Origin of the sequence: Curtobacterium sp. AB7 (assembly GCF_044909335.1) — a bacterium.
GTDB lineage: Bacteria > Actinomycetota > Actinomycetes > Actinomycetales > Microbacteriaceae > Curtobacterium.
The window spans coordinates 711,623-730,657 of the sequence record NZ_JBIYED010000001.1; the positions used below are offsets into that span (position 1 = coordinate 711,623).

General features: G+C 71.6%; 20 protein-coding genes. 7 read left to right on the forward strand and 13 right to left on the reverse strand.

The window, feature by feature from the left end:
* Window positions 1-24: 24 nt before the first annotated feature.
* Entirely contained in the window at window positions 25-723 is a 699-nt protein-coding gene (locus tag ABH929_RS03585; RefSeq protein ID WP_194648962.1) for a phosphatase PAP2 family protein, read from the forward strand.
* Between the two features lie 81 nt (window positions 724-804).
* Here ABH929_RS03585 and ABH929_RS03590 read toward each other — a convergent pair whose 3' ends face one another.
* Window positions 805-2,046 carry a multidrug effflux MFS transporter gene (locus ABH929_RS03590; RefSeq protein ID WP_404560126.1) on the reverse strand — a complete coding sequence of 414 codons (1,242 nt, stop codon included), beginning with the start codon at window positions 2,044-2,046 and terminating at the stop codon, window positions 805-807.
* A gap of 46 nt (window positions 2,047-2,092) precedes the next feature.
* Here ABH929_RS03590 and ABH929_RS03595 point away from each other — a divergent pair, with 46 nt between their 5' ends.
* Window positions 2,093-2,533: a MarR family winged helix-turn-helix transcriptional regulator gene (locus tag ABH929_RS03595; RefSeq protein WP_404560127.1), complete on the forward strand. Its 441-nt coding sequence runs from the start codon at window positions 2,093-2,095 to the stop codon at window positions 2,531-2,533.
* On the opposite strand, the gene soxR is transcribed toward ABH929_RS03595, so the two are convergent.
* Together soxR and ABH929_RS03605 are read right to left on the reverse strand one after the other, a co-directional pair.
* The gene (soxR, locus tag ABH929_RS03600) at window positions 2,530-3,012 is read right to left on the reverse strand and encodes a redox-sensitive transcriptional activator SoxR (RefSeq protein WP_111085894.1); all 483 of its coding nucleotides are present in this window, start codon (window positions 3,010-3,012) and stop codon (window positions 2,530-2,532) included. The two genes, ABH929_RS03595 and soxR, sit on opposite strands and share 4 nt — an antisense overlap.
* Window positions 3,013-3,091: 79 nt before the next feature.
* Window positions 3,092-4,138, reverse strand: a complete 1,047-nt coding sequence (locus ABH929_RS03605; RefSeq protein ID WP_404560128.1) for a YdcF family protein — start codon at window positions 4,136-4,138, stop codon at window positions 3,092-3,094.
* Between the two features lie 139 nt (window positions 4,139-4,277).
* Here ABH929_RS03605 and mgrA point away from each other — a divergent pair, with 139 nt between their 5' ends.
* Window positions 4,278-5,321: an L-glyceraldehyde 3-phosphate reductase gene (gene mgrA, locus ABH929_RS03610; protein ID WP_404560129.1), complete on the forward strand. Its 1,044-nt coding sequence runs from the start codon at window positions 4,278-4,280 to the stop codon at window positions 5,319-5,321.
* 8 nt (window positions 5,322-5,329) lie between these two features.
* Here mgrA and ABH929_RS03615 read toward each other — a convergent pair whose 3' ends face one another.
* A complete protein-coding gene (locus ABH929_RS03615; RefSeq protein ID WP_404560130.1) occupies window positions 5,330-6,376 on the reverse strand; it encodes an aldo/keto reductase in 1,047 nt (348 codons plus the stop codon).
* A gap of 206 nt (window positions 6,377-6,582) precedes the next feature.
* On the opposite strand from ABH929_RS03615, the gene ABH929_RS03620 reads away from it, so the two are divergent.
* The gene (locus tag ABH929_RS03620) at window positions 6,583-7,848 is read left to right on the forward strand and encodes an MFS transporter (protein ID WP_263091171.1); all 1,266 of its coding nucleotides are present in this window, start codon (window positions 6,583-6,585) and stop codon (window positions 7,846-7,848) included.
* A gap of 55 nt (window positions 7,849-7,903) precedes the next feature.
* On the opposite strand, the gene ABH929_RS03625 is transcribed toward ABH929_RS03620, so the two are convergent.
* The 8 genes from ABH929_RS03625 to ABH929_RS03660 all read right to left on the reverse strand — a co-directional run bounded on the left by ABH929_RS03625 (window position 7,904) and on the right by ABH929_RS03660 (window position 16,329).
* Complete coding sequence (locus tag ABH929_RS03625) at window positions 7,904-8,740, reverse strand: hypothetical protein (protein WP_404560131.1); 837 nt, start codon at window positions 8,738-8,740, stop codon at window positions 7,904-7,906.
* Between the two features lie 210 nt (window positions 8,741-8,950).
* A complete protein-coding gene (locus ABH929_RS03630; RefSeq protein WP_228505532.1) occupies window positions 8,951-9,298 on the reverse strand; it encodes a monovalent cation/H(+) antiporter subunit G in 348 nt (115 codons plus the stop codon).
* 5 nt (window positions 9,299-9,303) lie between these two features.
* The gene (locus ABH929_RS03635) at window positions 9,304-9,648 is read right to left on the reverse strand and encodes a sodium:proton antiporter (RefSeq protein WP_404560132.1); all 345 of its coding nucleotides are present in this window, start codon (window positions 9,646-9,648) and stop codon (window positions 9,304-9,306) included.
* Window positions 9,645-10,229 (reverse strand): Na+/H+ antiporter subunit E, encoded by a 585-nt coding sequence (locus ABH929_RS03640; RefSeq protein WP_123294606.1) that lies wholly within the window; start codon window positions 10,227-10,229, stop codon window positions 9,645-9,647. Before ABH929_RS03640 ends, ABH929_RS03635 begins: the two co-directional genes overlap by 4 nt.
* Complete coding sequence (locus ABH929_RS03645; RefSeq protein ID WP_404560133.1) at window positions 10,226-11,917, reverse strand: Na+/H+ antiporter subunit D; 1,692 nt, start codon at window positions 11,915-11,917, stop codon at window positions 10,226-10,228. The genes ABH929_RS03640 and ABH929_RS03645 overlap by 4 nt, the downstream gene beginning before the upstream one ends.
* Entirely contained in the window at window positions 11,914-12,366 is a 453-nt protein-coding gene (locus tag ABH929_RS03650; RefSeq protein WP_308202611.1) for a Na(+)/H(+) antiporter subunit C, read from the reverse strand. Before ABH929_RS03650 ends, ABH929_RS03645 begins: the two co-directional genes overlap by 4 nt.
* Window positions 12,363-15,275 carry a Na+/H+ antiporter subunit A gene (locus ABH929_RS03655; RefSeq protein ID WP_404560135.1) on the reverse strand — a complete coding sequence of 971 codons (2,913 nt, stop codon included), beginning with the start codon at window positions 15,273-15,275 and terminating at the stop codon, window positions 12,363-12,365. The genes ABH929_RS03650 and ABH929_RS03655 overlap by 4 nt, the downstream gene beginning before the upstream one ends.
* Before the next feature lie 109 nt (window positions 15,276-15,384).
* On the reverse strand, window positions 15,385-16,329 hold the full coding sequence (locus ABH929_RS03660) for a zinc-binding alcohol dehydrogenase family protein (protein ID WP_404560137.1): 945 nt from the start codon (window positions 16,327-16,329) through the stop codon (window positions 15,385-15,387).
* Window positions 16,330-16,410: 81 nt separating this feature from the next.
* Here ABH929_RS03660 and ABH929_RS03665 point away from each other — a divergent pair, with 81 nt between their 5' ends.
* Window positions 16,411-16,818: a MarR family winged helix-turn-helix transcriptional regulator gene (locus tag ABH929_RS03665; RefSeq protein WP_111085883.1), complete on the forward strand. Its 408-nt coding sequence runs from the start codon at window positions 16,411-16,413 to the stop codon at window positions 16,816-16,818.
* Window positions 16,819-16,822: 4 nt separating this feature from the next.
* On the opposite strand, the gene ABH929_RS03670 is transcribed toward ABH929_RS03665, so the two are convergent.
* A complete protein-coding gene (locus ABH929_RS03670) occupies window positions 16,823-17,572 on the reverse strand; it encodes an SDR family NAD(P)-dependent oxidoreductase (protein ID WP_404560139.1) in 750 nt (249 codons plus the stop codon).
* Between the two features lie 58 nt (window positions 17,573-17,630).
* Here ABH929_RS03670 and ABH929_RS03675 point away from each other — a divergent pair, with 58 nt between their 5' ends.
* Window positions 17,631-18,353 carry an SDR family oxidoreductase gene (locus ABH929_RS03675; RefSeq protein WP_404560140.1) on the forward strand — a complete coding sequence of 241 codons (723 nt, stop codon included), beginning with the start codon at window positions 17,631-17,633 and terminating at the stop codon, window positions 18,351-18,353.
* On the forward strand, window positions 18,350-19,009 hold the full coding sequence (locus ABH929_RS03680; protein WP_404560142.1) for a FadR/GntR family transcriptional regulator: 660 nt from the start codon (window positions 18,350-18,352) through the stop codon (window positions 19,007-19,009). The genes ABH929_RS03675 and ABH929_RS03680 overlap by 4 nt, the downstream gene beginning before the upstream one ends.
* Window positions 19,010-19,035: the final 26 nt, after the last annotated feature.

Sequence of the window (19,035 nt, forward strand, 5' to 3'; positions counted from 1 at the left end):
AGTCCGGGCTGGGACGATGGTCGGATGACCGACGCGCCGCTGCTCCGCCCCCGCCGACCGGAGTCCGACGGCACCGGGATCCTCGAGCCGTCGCCGTACCCGCTCGTCTCCGTCGCGATCGCGGTCATCGCCGTGGTCGTCATCACGCTCGTCGGGTTCGCCCTCGGCACGGTCGACCTCGGACTGTCGAAGGCCCTGAACGCCCTGCACACCGGCGCGATCGGGGCGTTCACCACCGCCGTCTACCACGTCATCAGTCCGGGTCCGGCGATCGGGATCACCGTCGTCGTCGTGGCCGTGATCTGGTGGCGCACCCGGAGTCTCCGCCCGGCCCTGGCCTTCGGCGGCACGATCGCCATCACGTGGGTGCCGTCCGCGGTCGTGAAGGAGATCGTCCACCGCGCCAGGCCCGACGTCGCCGTGCTGCCGCACCCGTTCCCCGTGCAGCCCGACCCCGGGTACCCGAGCGGGCACACCGTCTACATCACGGCGTTCGTGATCGCGCTGATCTGGCTGCTGCGCGAGACCCGGTGGCACCGGCTCGCACGCACGCTCGGGGTCGTCGCGATCGTGGTGGTGTTCTTCTCGGTGTCGATCGACGCCGTGCACTACCCCACCGACGCGGTGGCCTCGATCCTGTGGGCGCTCGCCGTGGCCCCGGGGGTGCGGGTGGTGTGGGTCGACTGGCTCATGCCGCGGATCCCGTTCCTGCGGGGGCGGTAGTCGACGGGGCTGCCGACTCGGAACGACGTCCTCGTTGTCGTGCGACGTCGATGAAGTCGTTCCGGGTCGACCCCGACCGGGTCAGGCCAGGCGGGTGCGACCCCGGGCGACGAGCAGTGCCACGACGGCCACCACGGCTGCCGCGAGCATCACGATCGCCAGCGGTGCCGCCGTCACCGAGCCGCCGATGCTGACGAGCGGGGACACCAGCGCCGCGAGCCCGAACTGCAACGCCCCGAGCACGGCCGACGCGCTGCCGGCAGCGGCGGGGACCGCACCGAGTGCCAGCGCCGTGGCGTTGCCGAGCACCAGGCCGAGCGAGCCGACCGCGGTGAACAGCGGGACGGCGAGCCAGAACACCGGCGCCGCGAAGACGACGAGCAACGCGAACGCCACCGTCGACGCGAACACCAGGGCGATGCCGAGCGACAGCACGCCGGTGACCGAACGGGTCTCGGTGAGCTTGGCGGACACGATGCTCACACCCATCAGGGCGAGCGCGTTCAGCCCGAAGGCCAGGCCGTAGCCGACGGTGCCGAGCCCGATCATGTCCTGGTACAGGAACGGCGAGGCCGAGATGTAGGCCATCATCACGGCGAATGCGAAGCCGAACACGGCGATGTAGCCGAGGAAGGTGCGGGAGCGCAGCGCGCGGAGCGGCGAACCGGAGCCCTTGCGCTCCTCGCGCAGCACGTCGCGGTGCGCCTTCAGGTGGGTCTCGCGGATGACGGCGAGCACCGCGACGAGCATGACCACGGACAGACCGAGGACGATCGACAGCAGTCCGCGCCAGCCGATCGGGCCGGTGAGCAGGCCGCCGAGCAGCGGAGCGACGACGGGGGCGACCCCGCCGACGATCATCATGAGCGAGAACGCGCGGGCTGCGGGCTTGCCGGTCGCCAGGTCGGAGATGACCGCACGGCTGATCACCATGCCGGCCGCACCGCCCAGGCCCTGCAGGAGTCGGGCCGCGATGAGCACGCCGATGTTCGGTGCGAGCACCGCGGCGACGCTCGCGAGGACGCACAGCGCCGCGCCGGCGATGAGCGGCGGCACGCGGCCGAACCGGTCGGACAGCGGGCCGAAGACCAGCTGGCCGGCCGTGACACCGACCAGGAACGCGGTCAGCGTGAGCTGCACGGTGGTGGCGCTCGCACCGAGCTCGGTGGTCATCTGCGGGAACGCCGGCAGGTACAGGTCGGTGGCGAAGGGGGCGACGGCGCTGAGCAGGCCGAGCACCAGCAGCAGCGGGGTCGTGATGCCCTGCTGCCTGGTCGTGGGTGTCGCGACGTGCGCGCGGATGGTTCCGGTGTCCGTGGTCATTGTTATGAAAGCATAACTCATTGCCGATCCTCGGTACAGTACGGACATGCACTCCGCCGTGTCCGACCACGTCCTCGCCGACCTCGCCGACGTCGTGCTGCGGATCTCGCGGGAGATCGACCCGCACGGCGCCGGGGCGCTCGACATCGTGCCGCTCACCGGGACCGAGGCGCTCGTGATGCGCTGGGTCGACCGCAACCCCGGCACCTCGCCGAGCGCGACGGCGGTGGCGACCGCACTCAAGCGCAGCAACCTCAGTGTCGCGCTGCGCTCCCTGGTGTCGAAGGGGATGGTCGAACGGCGGCAGGACCCGGACGATGCGCGGACCGTGCAGCTGCACTCGACCGACGTGGCACGGGAGAGCATCGGACGCCTCCGCGCGCACTGGGCCGGCAAGCTCCGCGACGCGCTCGGCGACGACGACGCCGGGTTGCCCGGGGCGCTCGCGCTGCTCGACCGGATCGACGAGGGGCTCCGCGGGGTCTAGTCCTGCGGCGCGTCGTCCTCGATCGGCAGCAGCCGCCGAGCGCCGTGTCCTTCGTCGCCGAGCGTGTCGCCCGGGTTCACGACCGAACACGCCCCGAGCGAGACGCAGCCGCACCCGATGCACTGCGTCATCTCCTGCTGCAGCCGCTCGAGTTCCAGCTGGCGGGCCCGGAGTCGTGCACGCCACCGCTCGTTCAGTCGGTTCCAGTCGCGCAGGGACGGCATCCGGTCGGCCGGCAGCGTGCCGAACTGCTCGGCGACCTCGCTGAGCGGGATGCCGAGGCGCTTCGCCACCTGGATGATCGCGATCCGCCGTTCGACGTGTCGCGGGTACATCCGCGTGCCGCCGTCGGTGCGCTCGGGCCGGATCAGGCCCTTGCGCTCGTAGAAGTGCAGGGCCGACGCGGCGACGCCGGTGCGTCGGACGATCTCGCCGATCGGGAGGAGGTCGGTCGGGCGGGGCGGCTGGATCTCGACCATGGTCGAGATCTTACGGTGGCTCGGACGGGAGGCCCGTGGCAGGCCCGCCACGGGCCTCCCGTCCGTCCGTCGGTCACGTCTACCGCTGCTGGAACGACTCCCAGAGCAGGAACGCGGTGAACAGCACGAACGGCGTGCACGCCACCACGTTGAGCCACCGGTGCTCGACGACCACCGCGACGAACTCGCGCAGGAACGCGCTCGGCACGTAGTACGGCGCCGTCCGCGAACCCACCACCTGTGCCGGCAGGTCGAGCCGCCGGGCCAGGGTGGCGGCGCGGAGCACGTGGTAGTCGTTCGTGACCACGACGACCTGACCGTCGCGCCCGGCCTCGGCCTGGACGGCGCGCGAGAACCGCAGGTTCTCGCGGGTGTTGCGTGACTCGGTCTCGGGCCGGACGTCGTCGGGGTCCGCGCCGTTCGCCAGCAGGTACTCGGCCATCGCGGTGCCCTCGGGGCGAGGCTCGTCGTCGCCCTGCCCGCCGGAGGGGATCAACAGTGGCCGGCGCCCGGCGGCCCGCTCGGCGCGGTAGACCACGAGCGCCCGGTCGAGACGGCTGCGGAGCAGGGGCGGCACCTCGCCACGGATCAGCCCGGAACCGAGGACGACGATCGCGTCCGGCACCGTCCCGTGGCGCATCCGGCCGTAGACCACGGAGTACACGGCGAACGCGACGAGGGACACCGCGAAGTACCCGCAGACGAACACCATCAGCACGGCGACCGCGATCCGGGTGCCGTCCCAGAGCGTGAAGCCCTCGCCGCTGGCGGACACGAACAGGGCGATGGCGACCGCGGGCAGCACGAACACGAGCACCCCGGCGACCAGCGACAGCGTGTTGCCGAGACTGCGCCCCTCGGAGCGGAGCATCTGGAAACCGTTCGCGATGAGGGCCACGCCGAGGACGGCGACCGCGAGCGGGACGAGCAGGAACACGATGCCGACGACCAGGCTGAACCCCGGTACGACGATCGTCAGGGCGGACACGGCCGTGGCGAGTGCGAAGAACGCCGCTGCCGTCAGGAACACGCCGTTCCGGAGCATCCGCGGGTCGCGCCGCCGCCCCACCAGGTAGAGCACGAGGAACACCAGGGCGAAGACGGGCGCTGCGCCCAGGGCGGTCATCGGTCGGCCGAACGGAGCGCGGTCACGCGCTCACGGTACCCGCCCGGGGATCAGGAGACCGCCCCGTGCCGGTGCGTCGATCATGCACCCGATCACGCTCGTTGCGCTCGTCCGATGGCGCTGGTGGCAGGCTCGGACCATGACCTACATCGCCAGCGACGACCGCTACGACTCGATGACGTACCGCCGCACCGGCCGCTCCGGCCTCGACCTGCCGCTGCTCTCCCTGGGGTACTGGCACAACTTCGGTGACGACGTGCCGTTCGAGACGCAGCGCGCGATCAGCCGTCGGGCCTTCGACCTCGGCATCACCCACCACGACCTCGCGAACAACTACGGCCCGCCGTACGGAGCCGCCGAGGTGAACTTCGGGCGCCTGATGCGTGAGGACTTCCGGCCCTACCGCGACGAGATGATCGTGTCGACCAAGGCCGGCTGGGACATGTGGCCGGGGCCGTACGGTCAGGGCGGCGGTTCACGGAAGTACGTGCTGGCCTCGCTCGACCAGTCCCTGCAGCGGACGGGTCTCGACTACGTCGACGTCTTCTACTCGCACCGACTCGACGCCTCGACCCCGCTCGAGGAGACGATGGGCGCGCTGCACACGGCGGTCCAGCAGGGCAAGGCGCTGTACGTCGGCATCTCGTCGTACGACGCGGAACGCAGCCGTCAAGCGGCCGCGATCCTGCGCGACCTCGGCACGCCGCTGCTCATCCACCAGCCGTCGTACTCGATGCTCAACCGCTGGATCGAGACCGAGGGGCTGCTCGACGCCGCCGGCGAGCTGGGCTTCGGCGTGATCGGGTTCACCGCACTGGCGCAGGGCCTGCTCACCGGCAAGTACCTGGACGGGGTGCCGTCGGACTCCCGAGCCGCCGCCGGCAAGTCGCTCGACGCCTCGAGCATCACACCAGAGGTCGTCGGGCACCTCCGAGCGCTGAACGACGTCGCCGCCGCTCGTGGACAGTCCCTGGCGCAGCTCGCACTGGCCTGGGCGCTCCGGGACGAGCGGGTGACCTCGCTCGTGATCGGGGCGTCGAAGGTGTCGCAGCTCGAGGACAACGTCGCGGCGCTGGCGAACACCTCGTTCACCGACGAGGAGCTCCGCACCATCGACCAGCACTCCGTCGGCATCACCGACGTCGACCTGTGGGCGGGAGCGCGTGCCGGCGAGGTCTCCTGACCGCGGACCTACGAGCGGTTCGGTCCGGCACCCACCGGGGTGCGACCGCGGAGTCGCTCGCGGCTGAGCGCCGGCAGCGCGAACCCGGTGTCCCGTTCGAGCACGTGGGTGCCCGGCGCGACGATCGCGTCGATCGCGTCGAGCAGCCCGTCGTCGAGGACGATCTCGGACGCCTGCACGTAGGCGTCGACGTGCGACACGGTGCGCGGCCCGATCACCACCGAGGACACGTCGGGGTGTGTCAGGGCAAAGGCGACCGCGAGCTCCGACACCGTGAACCCCGAGTCGTCGGCCAGGCGTCCGAGCCGGTCGGCGACCTCGAGCTTCCGACGGTTCCGCGGGGCGCCGATGTCGTACGCGTCCGGTTGTTCGTCGACGTGTGGTGAGCGTGGTTGGACGGTGCCCGCGCGGTAGGTCCCCGCGAGCCAGCCGCCGGCGAGGGGCGCTCCGGCCAGGACCCCGAGGCCGAAGCGACGGGCGACCGGGAACACCGTGCGCTCCGCCGTGCGGGTGAGGACCGAGTAGGGCACGTGCGTCGCGGTGGCGCTCTTCGCCCCGGACCGGAGCCACTGCGCCTCGACGAGTTCCTCGGCCGGGAACCCGGGGAGGCCGAAGGCGCGGATCTTGCCCTGTGCGACCAGGTCGGCGAGGGCGTCGAGCGTCTCGTCGAGCGACGTCGCCGGGTCCGGCAGCGCCGGCTGGTACAGGTCGATGACGTCGGTGCCGAGTCGCTGCAGGCTCCGCTCCACGGCACGGAACATCCACCGCCGCCCGTTGCCCCGGTGCGCCGGGTCCTGGTCGACCGGGGCGCCGAACCGCACCGACAGGAACACGTCCTCGCGCCGTCCGGCGATCGCCGCGCCCACCGCGGTCTCGGCCAGGCCCGCGCCGTCGGCGTCCGAGACGTCGACCGACGTCACGCCGCGGGTGAGTGCCTCGAGCACGAGGGTCACACCGGCCGACGGGTCGTGGGCCGCGACGCCGGCGACGGCACGCGTCCCGAGCGTCAGCGAGCTGACGGGCGCCCCCGTGCGCCCCATGCGTCGCTGTTCCATGCGCGCCACGATATGGGCCGTGCGGGCCGCAGGACGGTCCGGTGACGAAGCATTACCCCTGGCTCCGACCGGAACGGTTGGTACGATGGGCGCAGTTCTGAAACACGCAGTGTGTATCTACCGGCCGCCGGCTCCCCGGCGGACAACGGCGGCACCCGATGGGTCCGCCCCCACCGAACCGGGCCGGGCCGAGAAGGCACACCCCCATGCTCCACACCAGTCCCTCCCCGTCCGCGCCCGCCCCGGAGCGCACGGCCACCGCGACCGCCGGAGACGCCTCGCTCGTCTCCCTCGCCGGACGCTGGTACTTCCCGGTGGCGTTCATCGCCCGCCTGCCGTTCGCCATGATGGTCGTCGGGGTCCTCACCCTCGTCGTGGCCGCGCGTGACTCCGTCGCCCTCGGTGGCGTCAACTCCGCCTCGGTCGGCATCGGTGCCGCGGTGTTCGGACCGATGGTCGGCGCCGCCGCGGACCGGTTCGGCCAGCGTGCCGTGCTCGTCCCCGTCGGCCTCGTCAACGCGGCGCTGCTCGGCGCGTTCCCCTTCGTCGTCAGCGGCAGCGCGCCGGACCTGGCCGTGCTCGCGATGGCGTTCTGCATCGGGGCGTCCGCGCCCCAGGTCGCGCCGATGTCCCGTACCCGGCTCGTCGCCATCATCGCGCAGCGCATGCGGCCGGCCCGCCGCGAGAAGACCCTCAGCGGCACGATGGCGTACGAGTCGGCCGCCGACGAGACCGTCTTCATCATCGGCCCGTTCCTGGTCGGCATCCTCGCCAGCGCGATCGCCCCGTGGGTCGCGGTCGCCGGCGCCTCGGCCCTGACCTTCGTGTTCGTGACCGCGTTCGCGCTGCACCCCACCGGCAAGCTCGTGCTCGGGCAGCACGAGGAACTGACCCAGGCCCCGGCGCGTCAGCTCCTGCGTCCGCGGCTCGTGGTGGTCGTCGTCGGGATCCTCGGCATCGGCCTGTTCTTCGGCTCGACCCTGACGTCGCTGACGGCGTTCATGGAGACCCACGGCGAGGCGTCCCAGGCCGGCCTGCTCTACGGCCTGATGGGCATCGGTTCTGCCGGACTCGCGCTCGGGTCCGCAGCGTTCCCGCGGTCGTTCGGCCTCGGCTGGCGCTGGCTCGTGTTCGGCGTCGTGCTGCTCGGCGGCGCGATCGCGTTCTCGCAGGCCGACTCCGTCGTGGCGGTCGGCATCGTCCTGGCGATCATGGGCGTCGGCATCGGCCCGACCCTCGTCGCCCAGTACAGCCTCGGTTCTGACCGTTCACCGGTCGGCCGGTCCGCGACCACGATGACGATCCTCGGTTCCGCCGTGATCGTCGGGCAGTCGATCGCCTCCGCCGTCACGGGCGACCTGGCCGAGCAGCACGGCGCAGCCGCGGCGATGGTCCTCCCCGCGGCCTCGGCAGCGGTCGTCGTGCTGGCGGCCGTCGTCAACCTGCTGCTGCGTCGCCGGACGGCTGCCTGAAGCAGATCGCACCGCGCCGATCGCGGTCTCCTTGGCGTCCGAGCCCTGTCGCCGTTCAGGGATGGCCGTCGCTGGTCCGACGAGCACGGCGTCGGACTTCCGGGACCACGAGCTCCGGCACAGCTCGAAGCATGAACTGGTCGAAGTCCGGGACGGTGAACGCTGCGTATCCGTGTTCGGGGGTGTACAAGAGGCCCATGTCGATCAGCTCCGCTCGAGTCGGCCCGAGTTGCGTGGACTCCCGCTTGAGGACTCGAGCAACATCGGCGGCCTTGTGCGCGTCCGGTCCGAGCTCCGCCATGGCCCGGAGGTAGGCGGTCTGCAATCCTGTTGCGCGGTCGAGGCGCACCCGGAAGAACGACCGGTCCAGTTTGGTGAGGTACCCCTCGCGAGCGGCGTCGATGTCGTCGGCGGTGATCTCCGGACCAGCGGCGATCTCCCAGGCCTGGTATCCGAGCTCCTGGAGGAAGTAGGGGTACCCCTTGGTGATCTCCAGTGCGAGGTCGACGGCGTCGGAAGCGAACGAGGCCTCCTCCAGCTCGGCCGGGCGGATGAGCGCCTCCCTGGCGTCGTCGTCGCCGAGCGAGTCGATCTCCGGGAACCTGAAGAGGCGCTCCGCGTAGGACTTCGCGTCGCCAGCGAGCTCGGCGATCTGGGGGAGCCCGGCGCCGACGAAGGTGATCGGGAGCTTGCGCTGGACTGTCTTGTGCAGGGCCTGGATCATGGCTTCGAGCTGCGCTGACCGCAGGAACTGTACTTCGTCCACGAGGATCGCGACGCCCCGACCGTGTTCCTGCGCAGCCTGTCCGAGCGCGACGAGGACGTCCGTCAGGTCCAGGGCGAGGTCGCCGTGATCAGCCAACCCCTCCGCCGGCTCGACATCCCAGGTCATCGACCATGTACCGGTGTGGTCCACGGACATGCCGAAGGCGGTCAGGACTTCGGCCGCCCGTCGCGCGCGATCCGTCCATCGCTTGCGTGGAGAGATCTGGAGCAGTGCCGACCGGAGGAGCGAGGCCATCGTCTGCCGTCCATGCGCCAGACCTTCGCGGATTTACCTCGTTTTAGTCATCGCAGATAAAATGGGATAACACTCGAAAGATCAGGACTCGGTGTCGTCGACCAACAGGTCCTCGTGCCGGTAGTCGTCCGCCCGCAGCCCGGCGCGGGCGATCATGTGCGTCGAGACGGGCACCAGGAACAGCTGGAACACCATGATGGGCAGGACGACCCAGAACGCCGTCCAGGTCCCCACCGCGACGACGATCGCGGCCAGGGCGAACGCCAGCCCGAGCACCTGCGGCTTCGCCATGGCGTGCAGGCGGACGAGCGGGTCCGGGAACCGCACGATGCCGACGCCGGCGCCGAGGGACAGCAGCGAACCGATGAGCAGCAGGGCGAGCGCGATCCACGCCCGCACGCCGGCGCCGTCGAGGAACGCCTGGATCATCTCGGTCACGACTGCTCCTCTGCTTCGGCGGCGTGCTCGGGGGTGGTGACGGTGAGCCCTTCGTCGGTCGGGTCCGACGAGGGCGTGACCGCACGGGCCACCGCAACGGTGGCGAACACGCTCGTCGCGGCGATCACCACGAGCACGGGGACCCCGGTCAGGTCGCGCCGGACCACCATCGACGCTGCGATCACCACGAGCACGGTCGTCAGGACCATGTCCGATCCGATCATCCGGTCGAGGATCGTCGGGCCGCGCACGATCCGGAACACCGCGAGTGCGAGGGTGGCGCCGAGCAGCGCCAGGACCAGGGCGATGCCGATCCCCATGACGACGACGGCGGCGCTCATCGGGTGACCTCCGGCAGCGGTTCGGACAGTTCGGAGACGTCCTGCTTCGACCCCAGGGCACGGATCACCATGGCCTCGATGCCGAGGGCCTCGCGACGAGCGGCCTCGACCTGTTCGACCCGTTCGGTGTCGAGCACGTGCAGCAGCAGGCGCCGGCGCCGCAGGTCGACGTCGGCGACGTACGAGCCGGGCACCAGCGAGATCGCGAGGGTCGCCAGCGTGAAGGTCATCTCGGCGGTGGAGTGCAGCTGCACGAGCGTGATGGAGCTGCGGCGGACGCCCCGCGGGCGGAACGCGACCCAGGCGACCCGGAACGACGCCGTGATGACGAGCCCTGACCACACCACGAGGAACCGGACGGCGTGCACGATCGAGAACCGGGCTGACAGCGGGACCGGCGGCAGCGGCAGCGCCTGGGTGACGAGGAGTGCCACCACGATGCCGCAGAGCAGGGTCAGTGGCGTCCACGAGCCCCAGAGCAGGGCCCACAGGACGGTCAGACCGGCGACGAGCGGGACGTCGTACCGCCACGCCACCGCGATGCGGCGGGCGTTGGCGACGTGTCGGGTGTCGGTGTTCACCGGTCACCCCCGAGGACGGCCTGCACGTACCGGTCCGGCGACTCGAGCGACTCCGCTGCGCGGCTCGCGTACCCGTAGAGCGGTCCCGCGACCACGGTGAGGGCGGCGGATCCGAGGACCGCGACCGTCGTCACGCCGACGAGCATGCGCGGCAGCCGGACCTTGGTGGGCGCTTCGCCGACCGTCTCGGTCGACCCGGTGGTCGGACGGGAGGCACTGCTCGCGTGGGGTGCGTCGGTGACCGTCACCGAGCCTCCCGGGTGGAAGGCCTCACCCGTCTCCTCGGAGACGGTCAGGGGGGCGGGTTCCGGCGACCGCAGGGCGGCGTGCGGTTCGGCGGTCGTCGCGTGCGGCGCCGCGGCCTCGGCCGCGGGCTTCGGCCGCCAGAAGGCGGCGTCCCACACACGCATCAGCGCGTACAGCGTGAGGAGCGACGTGACCACGCCGGCGGCGATCGTGACGTACGCCAGCGTGGAGCCGTCCTCGGCGGCGGCGCGGAACAGCCCGAGCTTGCCGATGAAGCCGGAGAACGGGGGGATGCCGCCCAGGTTGAACGCCGGGACCAGGTACAGCGCGGCCAGCAGCGGCGCGGCCTTCAACAACCCGCCGAGCGACCGGGTCGACGTGGTCCCACCGACGCGTTCCATCAGGCCGGACACCAGGAACAACGTGGTCTGCACGACGATGTGGTGCACCGTGTAGAACACCGCGGCAGCCGTCCCCGCGACCGTACCGAGCCCGACACCCATCACCATGAAGCCGATGTGGCTGATGAGCGTGAAGGACAGCAGACGCTTGACGTCGGTCTGGGACACCGCACCGAGCACCCCGACGACCATCGTCAACACCGCCACCACGAGCAGCACGTTGTTCAACTGCGGCCCGGGGAAGATCACCGTCTCGAGGCGGATGATCGCGTAGATGCCGACCTTCGTCAGCAGACCGGCGAAGACGGCCGTGACCGGGGCCGGGGCGGTCGGGTACGAGTCCGGAAGCCAGAAGGCCAGCGGGAAGACCGCCGCCTTGATGCCGAACCCGATGAGCAGCATGGTGTGCAGGAGCAGCTGCACGTGCTCGGGCAGGTCGGCGACGCGCTCGCTGATCTGTGCGATGTTGACCGTGCCGGTCGCGCCGTACACCAGGCCGATCGCGGCGAGGAAGATCGCCGACGCGATCAGGCTCGTGACGATGTACGTGGTGCCGGCTCGGACCCGCTGCTCGCTGCCGCCCAGGGTGATGAGCACGTAGCTCGCCACGAGCAGCATCTCGAACGCGACGTACAGGTTGAACAGGTCGCCGGCGATGAACGAGTCGAGCACGCCCGCGGCCAGCACGAGGTAGGTCGGGTAGAAGATCGTGACCGGGGCTTCACCGTCGTCGGCTGCGAGCCCCTGGCCGATCGAGAACAGCAGGACGATGAGCAGCACGCTGGCGCTCACCGTGAGGAGCAGGGCGCTCAGCCGGTCGACCACCAGCGAGATGCCGTACGGGGCGTCCCACCCGCCGACCTGCACGACGATCGTGCCGTGGTGGTCGACGAGCACCATGAGGGTCGCGGCGACGGCGAGTGCGACGACGAGCACCACGACGGTGATCGCCCGCTGCAGCTTCTGGTGCCGCAGGAGGCCGAGTGCGACGGCTGCGCCGAGCAGCGGGACGAGGACGAGGAGCGGGACGAGCCAGGTCATCGGGTCACTCCGTCCTGGTGCGGTTGGTGTTCGTGCGGATCGTCGGCGTCCTCGGGGGACTTCGGGTCGAAGTCGGCTTCGGGGTCGTCGTCGGGGTCGTCGCGCGGGCGGCCGATGGCGACGTCGGCTTCGTCGACCTCGACCTCGTCGGCGCGGGACAGCTGCCACGAGCGGTGGATGAGGGCGAGCAGGAACGCGCTGACGGCGAAGGTGATCACGATCGCGGTCAGCGCGAAGGCCTGGGGGAGCGGGTCGGTGATGCCCTCGGAGGACTTGCCGATCGGCGGGTTGCCGGCGGCGCCGGACATCACCAGCAGGAGCAGGTTCAGGGCGTTGCCGAGCAGCAGGAAGCCGAGCAGCATCCGGGTCAGGGACCGTTCGAGCAGCAGGTAGACGCCGCAGGAGAACAGCACGGCCATCGCGATCACGAGGACGAGGGTGACGGTCATGTGGCGCTCCCTTCCGGGGTGGGGGCCTCGAGGGTGTCGCGGACGGACCCCTCGGTGGTGTCGCGGGTGGGCGCCGAGGCGTCCTCGAGGCGTTGCCGGTCCACCTCGGCGCCGAGGCTGCGGAGGACGTCGAGCACCAGGCCGACGACGACCAGGTACACGCCGATGTCGAAGAACGTCGCGGTGACGAACTCGACGTGTCCGAGGATCGGGACGGTCGCCTCGAAGAACTCGGAGTACAGGGCTTCGCGCCCGAAGAACAGCGGCACGATCGCGGTGATCGCCGCCGTCGCGACACCGAGCCCGAGCAGTCGACCGGCCCGGACCGGGGCGGCGGCGCCGAGTTCGGCCGGGCCGCCCGCCAGGTAGCGGGCCGCCAGGGCGATGCCGGCGACGAGGCCACCGGCGAAGCCGCCGCCGGCCGCGTTGTGCCCGGCGAACAGCAGGTACACCGACAGGACGATGAGCCCGTGGAACAGCAGTCGGACCACGACGTCGAGGAGTGCCGAGCGGCCGGTCGGGATGGCGGCGCTCGTCGGCAGCCAGGCGCGCGGCTCGCCGTCGGTGCGCTGGCCGTCGGCCGTCAGGGTCTCCGGCAGGTCGCGGAGCCGGGGCAGCGTGTCCTCGCGGGAGTTCACGAAGATGAGGCTCGCGACGCCCGTGGCCGCGGCGACGACGACGGTGAGCTCACCGAGGGTGTCCCAGCCGCGCAGGTCGACGAGGGCGACGTTGACGACGTTGAGGCCGTGCCCGAACGAGCTCGTGAGCGCCGGCAGGTCCGGCCAGATCGGGTCGGCGGTGCGCGCCGAGGCGGCGACGATGACGACGACCGCCAGCGTGAGGCCGGCCAGCCCCGCGAAGAGCGCGCGCACGATGCGGAACCGGCTCGGGTTCGTCGTCGCGATGCGCGGGGGGAGCCGCCGGAGCACCAGGACGAACGCGATGAGGGTGACGGTCTCGACCACGAGCTGGGTGAGTGCGAGGTCGACCGCGCCGTGCAGCACGAACAGGACGGACATGCCGTAGCCGGTCACACCCACCAGGACGGCGGCGGCGAACCGGGTCTTCGCGGTGAGGACGGCGATGGCACCGACGGACATCACGATGACGACCGGGATCTGCCCCCACGAGTCCGAGAACCGGACGTGGAACTCCCACGGCCCGCCGAGCAGGAGGTTCGCGAGTGCACCCGCGACGAACACCGACAGGATCACCGTCAGGTAGTAGGGGAGCGAACCCCGCTGGACACCGGCGGTCAGGCCCGTCGCGAACCGGTCGAGGCCGCGCATGAGGTGCCGGTAGGTGCCCGAGGCGCTCGGGAACCCGGCGAGCTGGTGCTGCAGTGCCTCGACCGGTCGTCGGAGGGCGAACAGCGCGAGGCCGCCGACCAGGGTGACGGCGGAGATGCCGAGTGCCGGTTCGAGGCCGTGCCAGAGCGCGAGGTGGGGCACTTCCTCGCCGGGGAGCGAGGCCACCGTCGCGGCGGGCTCGATGCCGTGCGCGACGACCGGGGTCAGCAAGCCGAGGGCGAGGCCGGTCAGCGCCAGGATCGAAGGCACCACACCCAGGCCGTGCAGCGCGTGCGGTTCCGTCTGGGCGACGTCGGGCTTGCGGGCGAACGCTCCCCAGAAGAACCGGAGTGAGTACGCCACGGTGAGCACCGAGCCGAGGGTCACACCGATGAGGGCGGTCCACGCCCAGCCGGCGTCGGGGCCGTGCAGCGACTCGGTGAAGCCGGTCAGCACGGCTTCCTTCGCGACGAAGCCGATCGTCGGCGGGATGCCGGCCATCGACACGAGCGCGAGGACGGCCACGACGGCCAGCCACGGTGCCTTCCGGCCGAGGCCACTCAGGCGCCCGAGGTCGCGGGTGCCGGTGGTGTGGTCGATCGCACCGACCACCAGGAAGAGCGTGGACTTGAACGCGGCGTGCGCCACGAGCAGCGCGACTCCGCCGAGCGCCACCGCAGGCGCGCCCCACCCGGCGGCGAGCACGAGGAACCCGAGCTGCGCGACGGTGCCGTAGGCGAGCAGGAGCTTGAGGTCGGTCTGGCGGAGCGCTCGGTAGCCACCGATGAGCATGCCGAGGACACCGAGCACGGTGATGGTCTCGCGCCAGCCGTCGAGCAGTGCGAACGCCGGAGCGAGCCGGGCCACGAGGTAGATGCCGGCCTTCACCATCGCTGCGGCGTGCAGGTACGCGCTGACCGGGGTCGGAGCGGCCATGGCCGCCGGCAACCAGAAGTGGAACGGCACGATCGCCGACTTCGTCAGCGCGCCGAGCAGGACGAGGACCACCGAGACGGTGACGATCGGTCCGGTCGGCGGAGCGGCGATGATGCCGGAGAGCGAGGTCGTGCCCGCCGCGACCGACAGCATGACCAGACCGGCGAGCATCGCCAGACCGCCGGCGGTGGTGACGACGAGGGCCTGCATCGCGGCCGCACGGCTCGCACGCTTGTCGGCGTCGTGTCCGATGAGCAGGTACGAGAAGACCGTGGTGGCTTCCCACAGGACGAAGAGCACGATGACGTCGTCGGCGAGGACGAGGCCGAACATCGACCCGGCGAACGCGGTCAGCACGCCTGCGAACCGGCCGATCCCCGGTTCGTCGCGCCCGAAGTACGAGGCGCAGTAGACGAGCACGAGGGCCCCGACGATCGACACCACGAGCGCGAGCACCCACGACAGGGCGTCCATCCGCAGTGTGATCTCGAGGTCGAGCTGCGGGACCCACCGGTGCCGTTCGACGACGCTGCCGTGCAGGGCTGCGTCCGTCTGCAGCACCGTCAGCACGGCGGCGGCTGCGGGCGCGAGGGTTGCGACGTAGAACACGCGGCGGCCGAGGGCGGGGGTCAGGGCGGGGACGATCAGGGCGACGATCGCGAACGCGACGAGGACGAGGACCATCGGGCACCTCCTCGGGGTCGGGCTGCAGTCCGGCTCACTGGGCCCTCACAGCCTACGAAGAGTGGCATGTGGAGAACCTGTGCGACCGGACAGCCTGCTCGCGCTCGGTTCACACTGTGAACACCACTCTGCCCGTGCTCCCGGCGGGCTGTCCGGCCCACGTCGCCTCGACGTCCGCCAACCGCACGGCCGTCGCGTCCACCCGGACGGTGCCGTCCGCGATCGCACCGACGATGCCTGGCAGCTCGGCGACGAACCCGGCGCGACCGACCGATCCCTGCCCGCTGCCGACGATCGTCAGGCCCGAGGCCCGCAGCGCCGCGGACGGGATCGTCGCCTCGTGGCCCGCGGTGGAACCGATCGCGATCCAGTCGAGTCGGCGGCCCGGGTCGGTGCGGGCGGTGACGACGGCACGCAGCACGTCGGCCGCGGGCCGGCCCCAGACGTAGTCGATGACCACGTCGACGTCGGCTGCCGCTGCGCCGAGGGCGTCGACGTCGGTCAACGGCAGCACGACGTCGGCGCCGAGGGCGGTGAGCGCCGCCAGCCGCTCCGGGTCGCGACCGCTCGCGACGACGTGTGCGGCACCGAGGTGCTTCGCCACCTGCACCGCCGCGGTGCCCGAGGCCCCGGTCGCGCCGAGGACGAGGACGCGGCTGCCCGGGGCGAACTCGATCCGCCGGCGCAGGGCCACCCACGACGACAGCACCGGGTTCACGCCGGCGGCCACGGTGACCGGGTCGGCACCGTCGGGCAGGACGACGCTCGCCCGCGGGTCGACCGCGACGCGCTCGGCCATGGTGCCGCGGGTGTCGCTCGCGACGGCGACGTAGCGGAGCGTGCCGTCGGGGAAGCGGGCGACGCCGTCGACGCCGGGGACCATGGGGAGCGCGCCCTCGCTCGTGTAGTGCGAACCGTCGGCCTGCGACCGAACCCGCGGGTGGAGCCCGGCCGCGACGACGTCGACGACGACCTCGCCGGGTCCGGGAGTCGGTTCGCCGAACTCCTGCCAGGTCGGGGCGTGGCCGAACTCGGTGACGACTGCTGCGTGCATGGTGTCCTCCAGTTGCTTCGTGTTACGAACAAAGTAGTTCGCATCACGAAGTTCGTCAACTACGCTGGAGCCGTGCAGGAGATGACCGAGGACGAGCAGCTCGTCGATGCCCTGGGCGAGGCCGCCTTCCGGACGATGGGTCCGCTGACCGGGCTCGCGGCCGATGCAGGGCTGTCACTGACGCAGCTGCGGGTCCTCGCGATCCTGCGTGACCGTCGTCTGCGGATCGGTGACCTGGCGCAGTACCTGGGGCTCGAGAAGTCGACGATGACCGGGCTGGTGGCGCGCGCGGAGAAGAAGGGACTGCTCGCACGGCAGCCGAACGCGGACGACGCCCGTGCGGTGGACGTCGTGATCACCGACGCCGGTCTCGAGGTGGCGCGCTCGCTCGAGGGCGCGATCCGCGATGCCCTGCTGCCGCTCACCGCTCGGTTGCCGGAGCGGGACCGGCGGCAGCTGCGCGCGCTCCTGGAGCGGATGCTGCGCTGAACCCTCAGCGGCCGTGTGCGCGTGCCGGGATCTGCGTCGCGAGCTTGCCGCCGGAGACGTCGAGCAGAGTGCCGGTGATGTAGCCCGAGGCGTCGCTCGCCACGAAGACGAGCAGGTCGGCGACGTCGTCCGCGGTCTCCCACCGGCGCAGCGACAGGGTGTCGAGCAGGCGGTCCTGGGCCTCGGTCGGCATGGTCGCGAAGCCGTTCATCGCCGTCGGGACCATGCCCGGCGCGTACGCGTTGACGGTGATGCCCCAGGGGCCGAGCTCCGACGCCAGCACCCGGGTGAACGAGACGACCGCGGCCTTGGACGCCGCGTAAGCAGCGCTGCCGACGCTCGGGACGATCGCGGCGAACGAGGCGGCGTTGACGATCCGCCCCCGGCCTGCGGCCTGCATCACCGGCGCGACGGCCTGGCTCATCAGGAAGGTGCCGCCGAGGTTGACGTCCATGCACCGGCGCCAGGCGTCCCACCGCAGCTCGGCGACGGTGCCCTCGACGTTGATGCCGGCGTTGTTCACGAGCACGTCGATCGTGCCGTGCCGGGCGACGACCTCGTCGACGGCGGCCCGGACCGACTCGGGGTCGGCGACGTTGCACACGACGTGGTCGAGCGGGAAGTCGGGCTCGAAGGCGAGGTCGAGGGCGATGACGCGACACCCCTCGGCGACGAAGCGATCGGCGAGCGTGCGTCCGATCCCGCGTGCTGCGCCGGTCACGACCACCACACGGTCGGTCAGGTCGAGGTGCATCGTTGCTCCTGTCGTCGGTGCGGATCATCGGTGACCGCAATAGGCATACTATTCGAGCATGACGGATCAGCGTGTGCTCTGGGTCACCGGCGGCGGCAGCGGCATGGGGGCCGCGAGTGCCGAGGCCGCTGCGCGAGACGGGTGGACGGTGGTCCTCAGCGGGCGGCGCGTGGACCGGCTCGAGCAGGTCGCTGCGACGATCACGGCCGCCGGCGGCACGGCGGAGGTCCTGCCCCTCGACGCTGCCGATCCCGCTGCCGTCGCGTCTGCGCGGGACGCCGTGCTCGAGCGGCTCGGACGACTCGACGCGGTCGTGCTCGCCGCCGGGCTGAACGCGCCGCGGCGCCGCTGGGACGACCAGTCGTTGCCGGACTTCCGCGCGATCGTCGACACGAACCTCACCGCGGTGGTCACGGTCGTCGACGCTGCACTGCCTGCGCTGCGCGAGTCCGGCGGTGTGGTCGTCGTGGTGTCGTCCTACGCCGGGTGGTCCTTCCAACCCGGCGCCGGCGTCGCGTACTCCGCCTCGAAGACCGCGCTCGGTTCGGTCGTCCGGAGCCTCAACCAGCAGGAGGCGCACCACGGGGTCCGGGCGACGCACCTCTGCCCCGGTGACGTCGCGACCGACTTCCTCGACCAGCGGCCCTCGGTGCCCGACGCCGCCGCACGATCGGTGATGCTGCAGCCGGAGGACATCGCCCGAGCGGTGTCGTTCGTGCTCGAGGCGCCGGCGTACATGCGCGTCGACGAGCTCGTGGTCAGCCCGGTGTCGCAGCGGTGACCAGCACGTTCGACCGCGTCCTCGACCAGATCGGTGACGCCGTGGTCTCCGGTGCCATCGCCGTGGGCAGCCGCCGGAGCATCGACGACCTGGTGGCGTCGACCGGGGCCAGTCGCAGCATCGTCCGCGAGGCCGTCCGCGTCCTCGTCGCCCTCGGCCTGCTCACCGCGCGGCGCCGGGTCGGCGTGACCGTCCTCGGCGTGCGGGAGTGGGACGTCCTGGACCCGCGCGTGGTGCGGTGGCGCCTCCGGGGACCGGACGGTGACCGTGTGGCGGTCGAGCTCCGCGAGCTGCGTGCGGCGATCGAACCCGTCGCCGCTGCCGCAGCGGCCCGGCGGGCGCCGCTCGACGCGTGCGCGGACCGACGGGAGGCGCTCCGCACCACCGCGGACGAACTCGCCGCTGCCGCGACCCGCGACGACCGCCTCGACTTCGTGATCGCGGACGTGCGGTTCCACGCGCTCGTGCTCGACCTGTCCGGCAACGCGCTGTACCGACGGCTGCACCAGGTGGTCGGCCAGGTGCTGCGCGAACGCGGGAGCATCCGCCCGGACCGGCACGACGCCGGGCTCCACCTCGAACTCGCCGATGCCGTCCTCGACGGCCGCCCGGACGAGGCGGCCTCGACGATGCGGGCGATCGTCGACCGCACGTGAGCGGAGTGCCTCGGACCTGGGAAGAT

Coding starts and splice junctions, on each gene's coding strand:
- ABH929_RS03585 (WP_194648962.1), top strand. CDS start 25: ATGACCGACGCGCCGCTGCTCCGCCCCCGCCGACCGGAGTCCGACGGC.
- ABH929_RS03590 (WP_404560126.1), bottom strand. CDS start 2,046: ATGACCACGGACACCGGAACCATCCGCGCGCACGTCGCGACACCCACG.
- ABH929_RS03595 (WP_404560127.1), top strand. CDS start 2,093: ATGCACTCCGCCGTGTCCGACCACGTCCTCGCCGACCTCGCCGACGTC.
- soxR (WP_111085894.1), bottom strand. CDS start 3,012: ATGGTCGAGATCCAGCCGCCCCGCCCGACCGACCTCCTCCCGATCGGC.
- ABH929_RS03605 (WP_404560128.1), bottom strand. CDS start 4,138: ATGACCGCCCTGGGCGCAGCGCCCGTCTTCGCCCTGGTGTTCCTCGTG.
- mgrA (WP_404560129.1), top strand. CDS start 4,278: ATGACCTACATCGCCAGCGACGACCGCTACGACTCGATGACGTACCGC.
- ABH929_RS03615 (WP_404560130.1), bottom strand. CDS start 6,376: ATGGAACAGCGACGCATGGGGCGCACGGGGGCGCCCGTCAGCTCGCTG.
- ABH929_RS03620 (WP_263091171.1), top strand. CDS start 6,583: ATGCTCCACACCAGTCCCTCCCCGTCCGCGCCCGCCCCGGAGCGCACG.
- ABH929_RS03625 (WP_404560131.1), bottom strand. CDS start 8,740: ATGACCTGGGATGTCGAGCCGGCGGAGGGGTTGGCTGATCACGGCGAC.
- ABH929_RS03630 (WP_228505532.1), bottom strand. CDS start 9,298: ATGATCCAGGCGTTCCTCGACGGCGCCGGCGTGCGGGCGTGGATCGCG.
- ABH929_RS03635 (WP_404560132.1), bottom strand. CDS start 9,648: ATGAGCGCCGCCGTCGTCGTCATGGGGATCGGCATCGCCCTGGTCCTG.
- ABH929_RS03645 (WP_404560133.1), bottom strand. CDS start 11,917: ATGACCTGGCTCGTCCCGCTCCTCGTCCTCGTCCCGCTGCTCGGCGCA.
- ABH929_RS03650 (WP_308202611.1), bottom strand. CDS start 12,366: ATGACCGTCACCCTCGTCCTCGTGATCGCGATGGCCGTGCTGTTCTCC.
- ABH929_RS03655 (WP_404560135.1), bottom strand. CDS start 15,275: ATGGTCCTCGTCCTCGTCGCGTTCGCGATCGTCGCCCTGATCGTCCCC.
- ABH929_RS03660 (WP_404560137.1), bottom strand. CDS start 16,329: ATGCACGCAGCAGTCGTCACCGAGTTCGGCCACGCCCCGACCTGGCAG.
- ABH929_RS03665 (WP_111085883.1), top strand. CDS start 16,411: ATGACCGAGGACGAGCAGCTCGTCGATGCCCTGGGCGAGGCCGCCTTC.
- ABH929_RS03670 (WP_404560139.1), bottom strand. CDS start 17,572: ATGCACCTCGACCTGACCGACCGTGTGGTGGTCGTGACCGGCGCAGCA.
- ABH929_RS03675 (WP_404560140.1), top strand. CDS start 17,631: ATGACGGATCAGCGTGTGCTCTGGGTCACCGGCGGCGGCAGCGGCATG.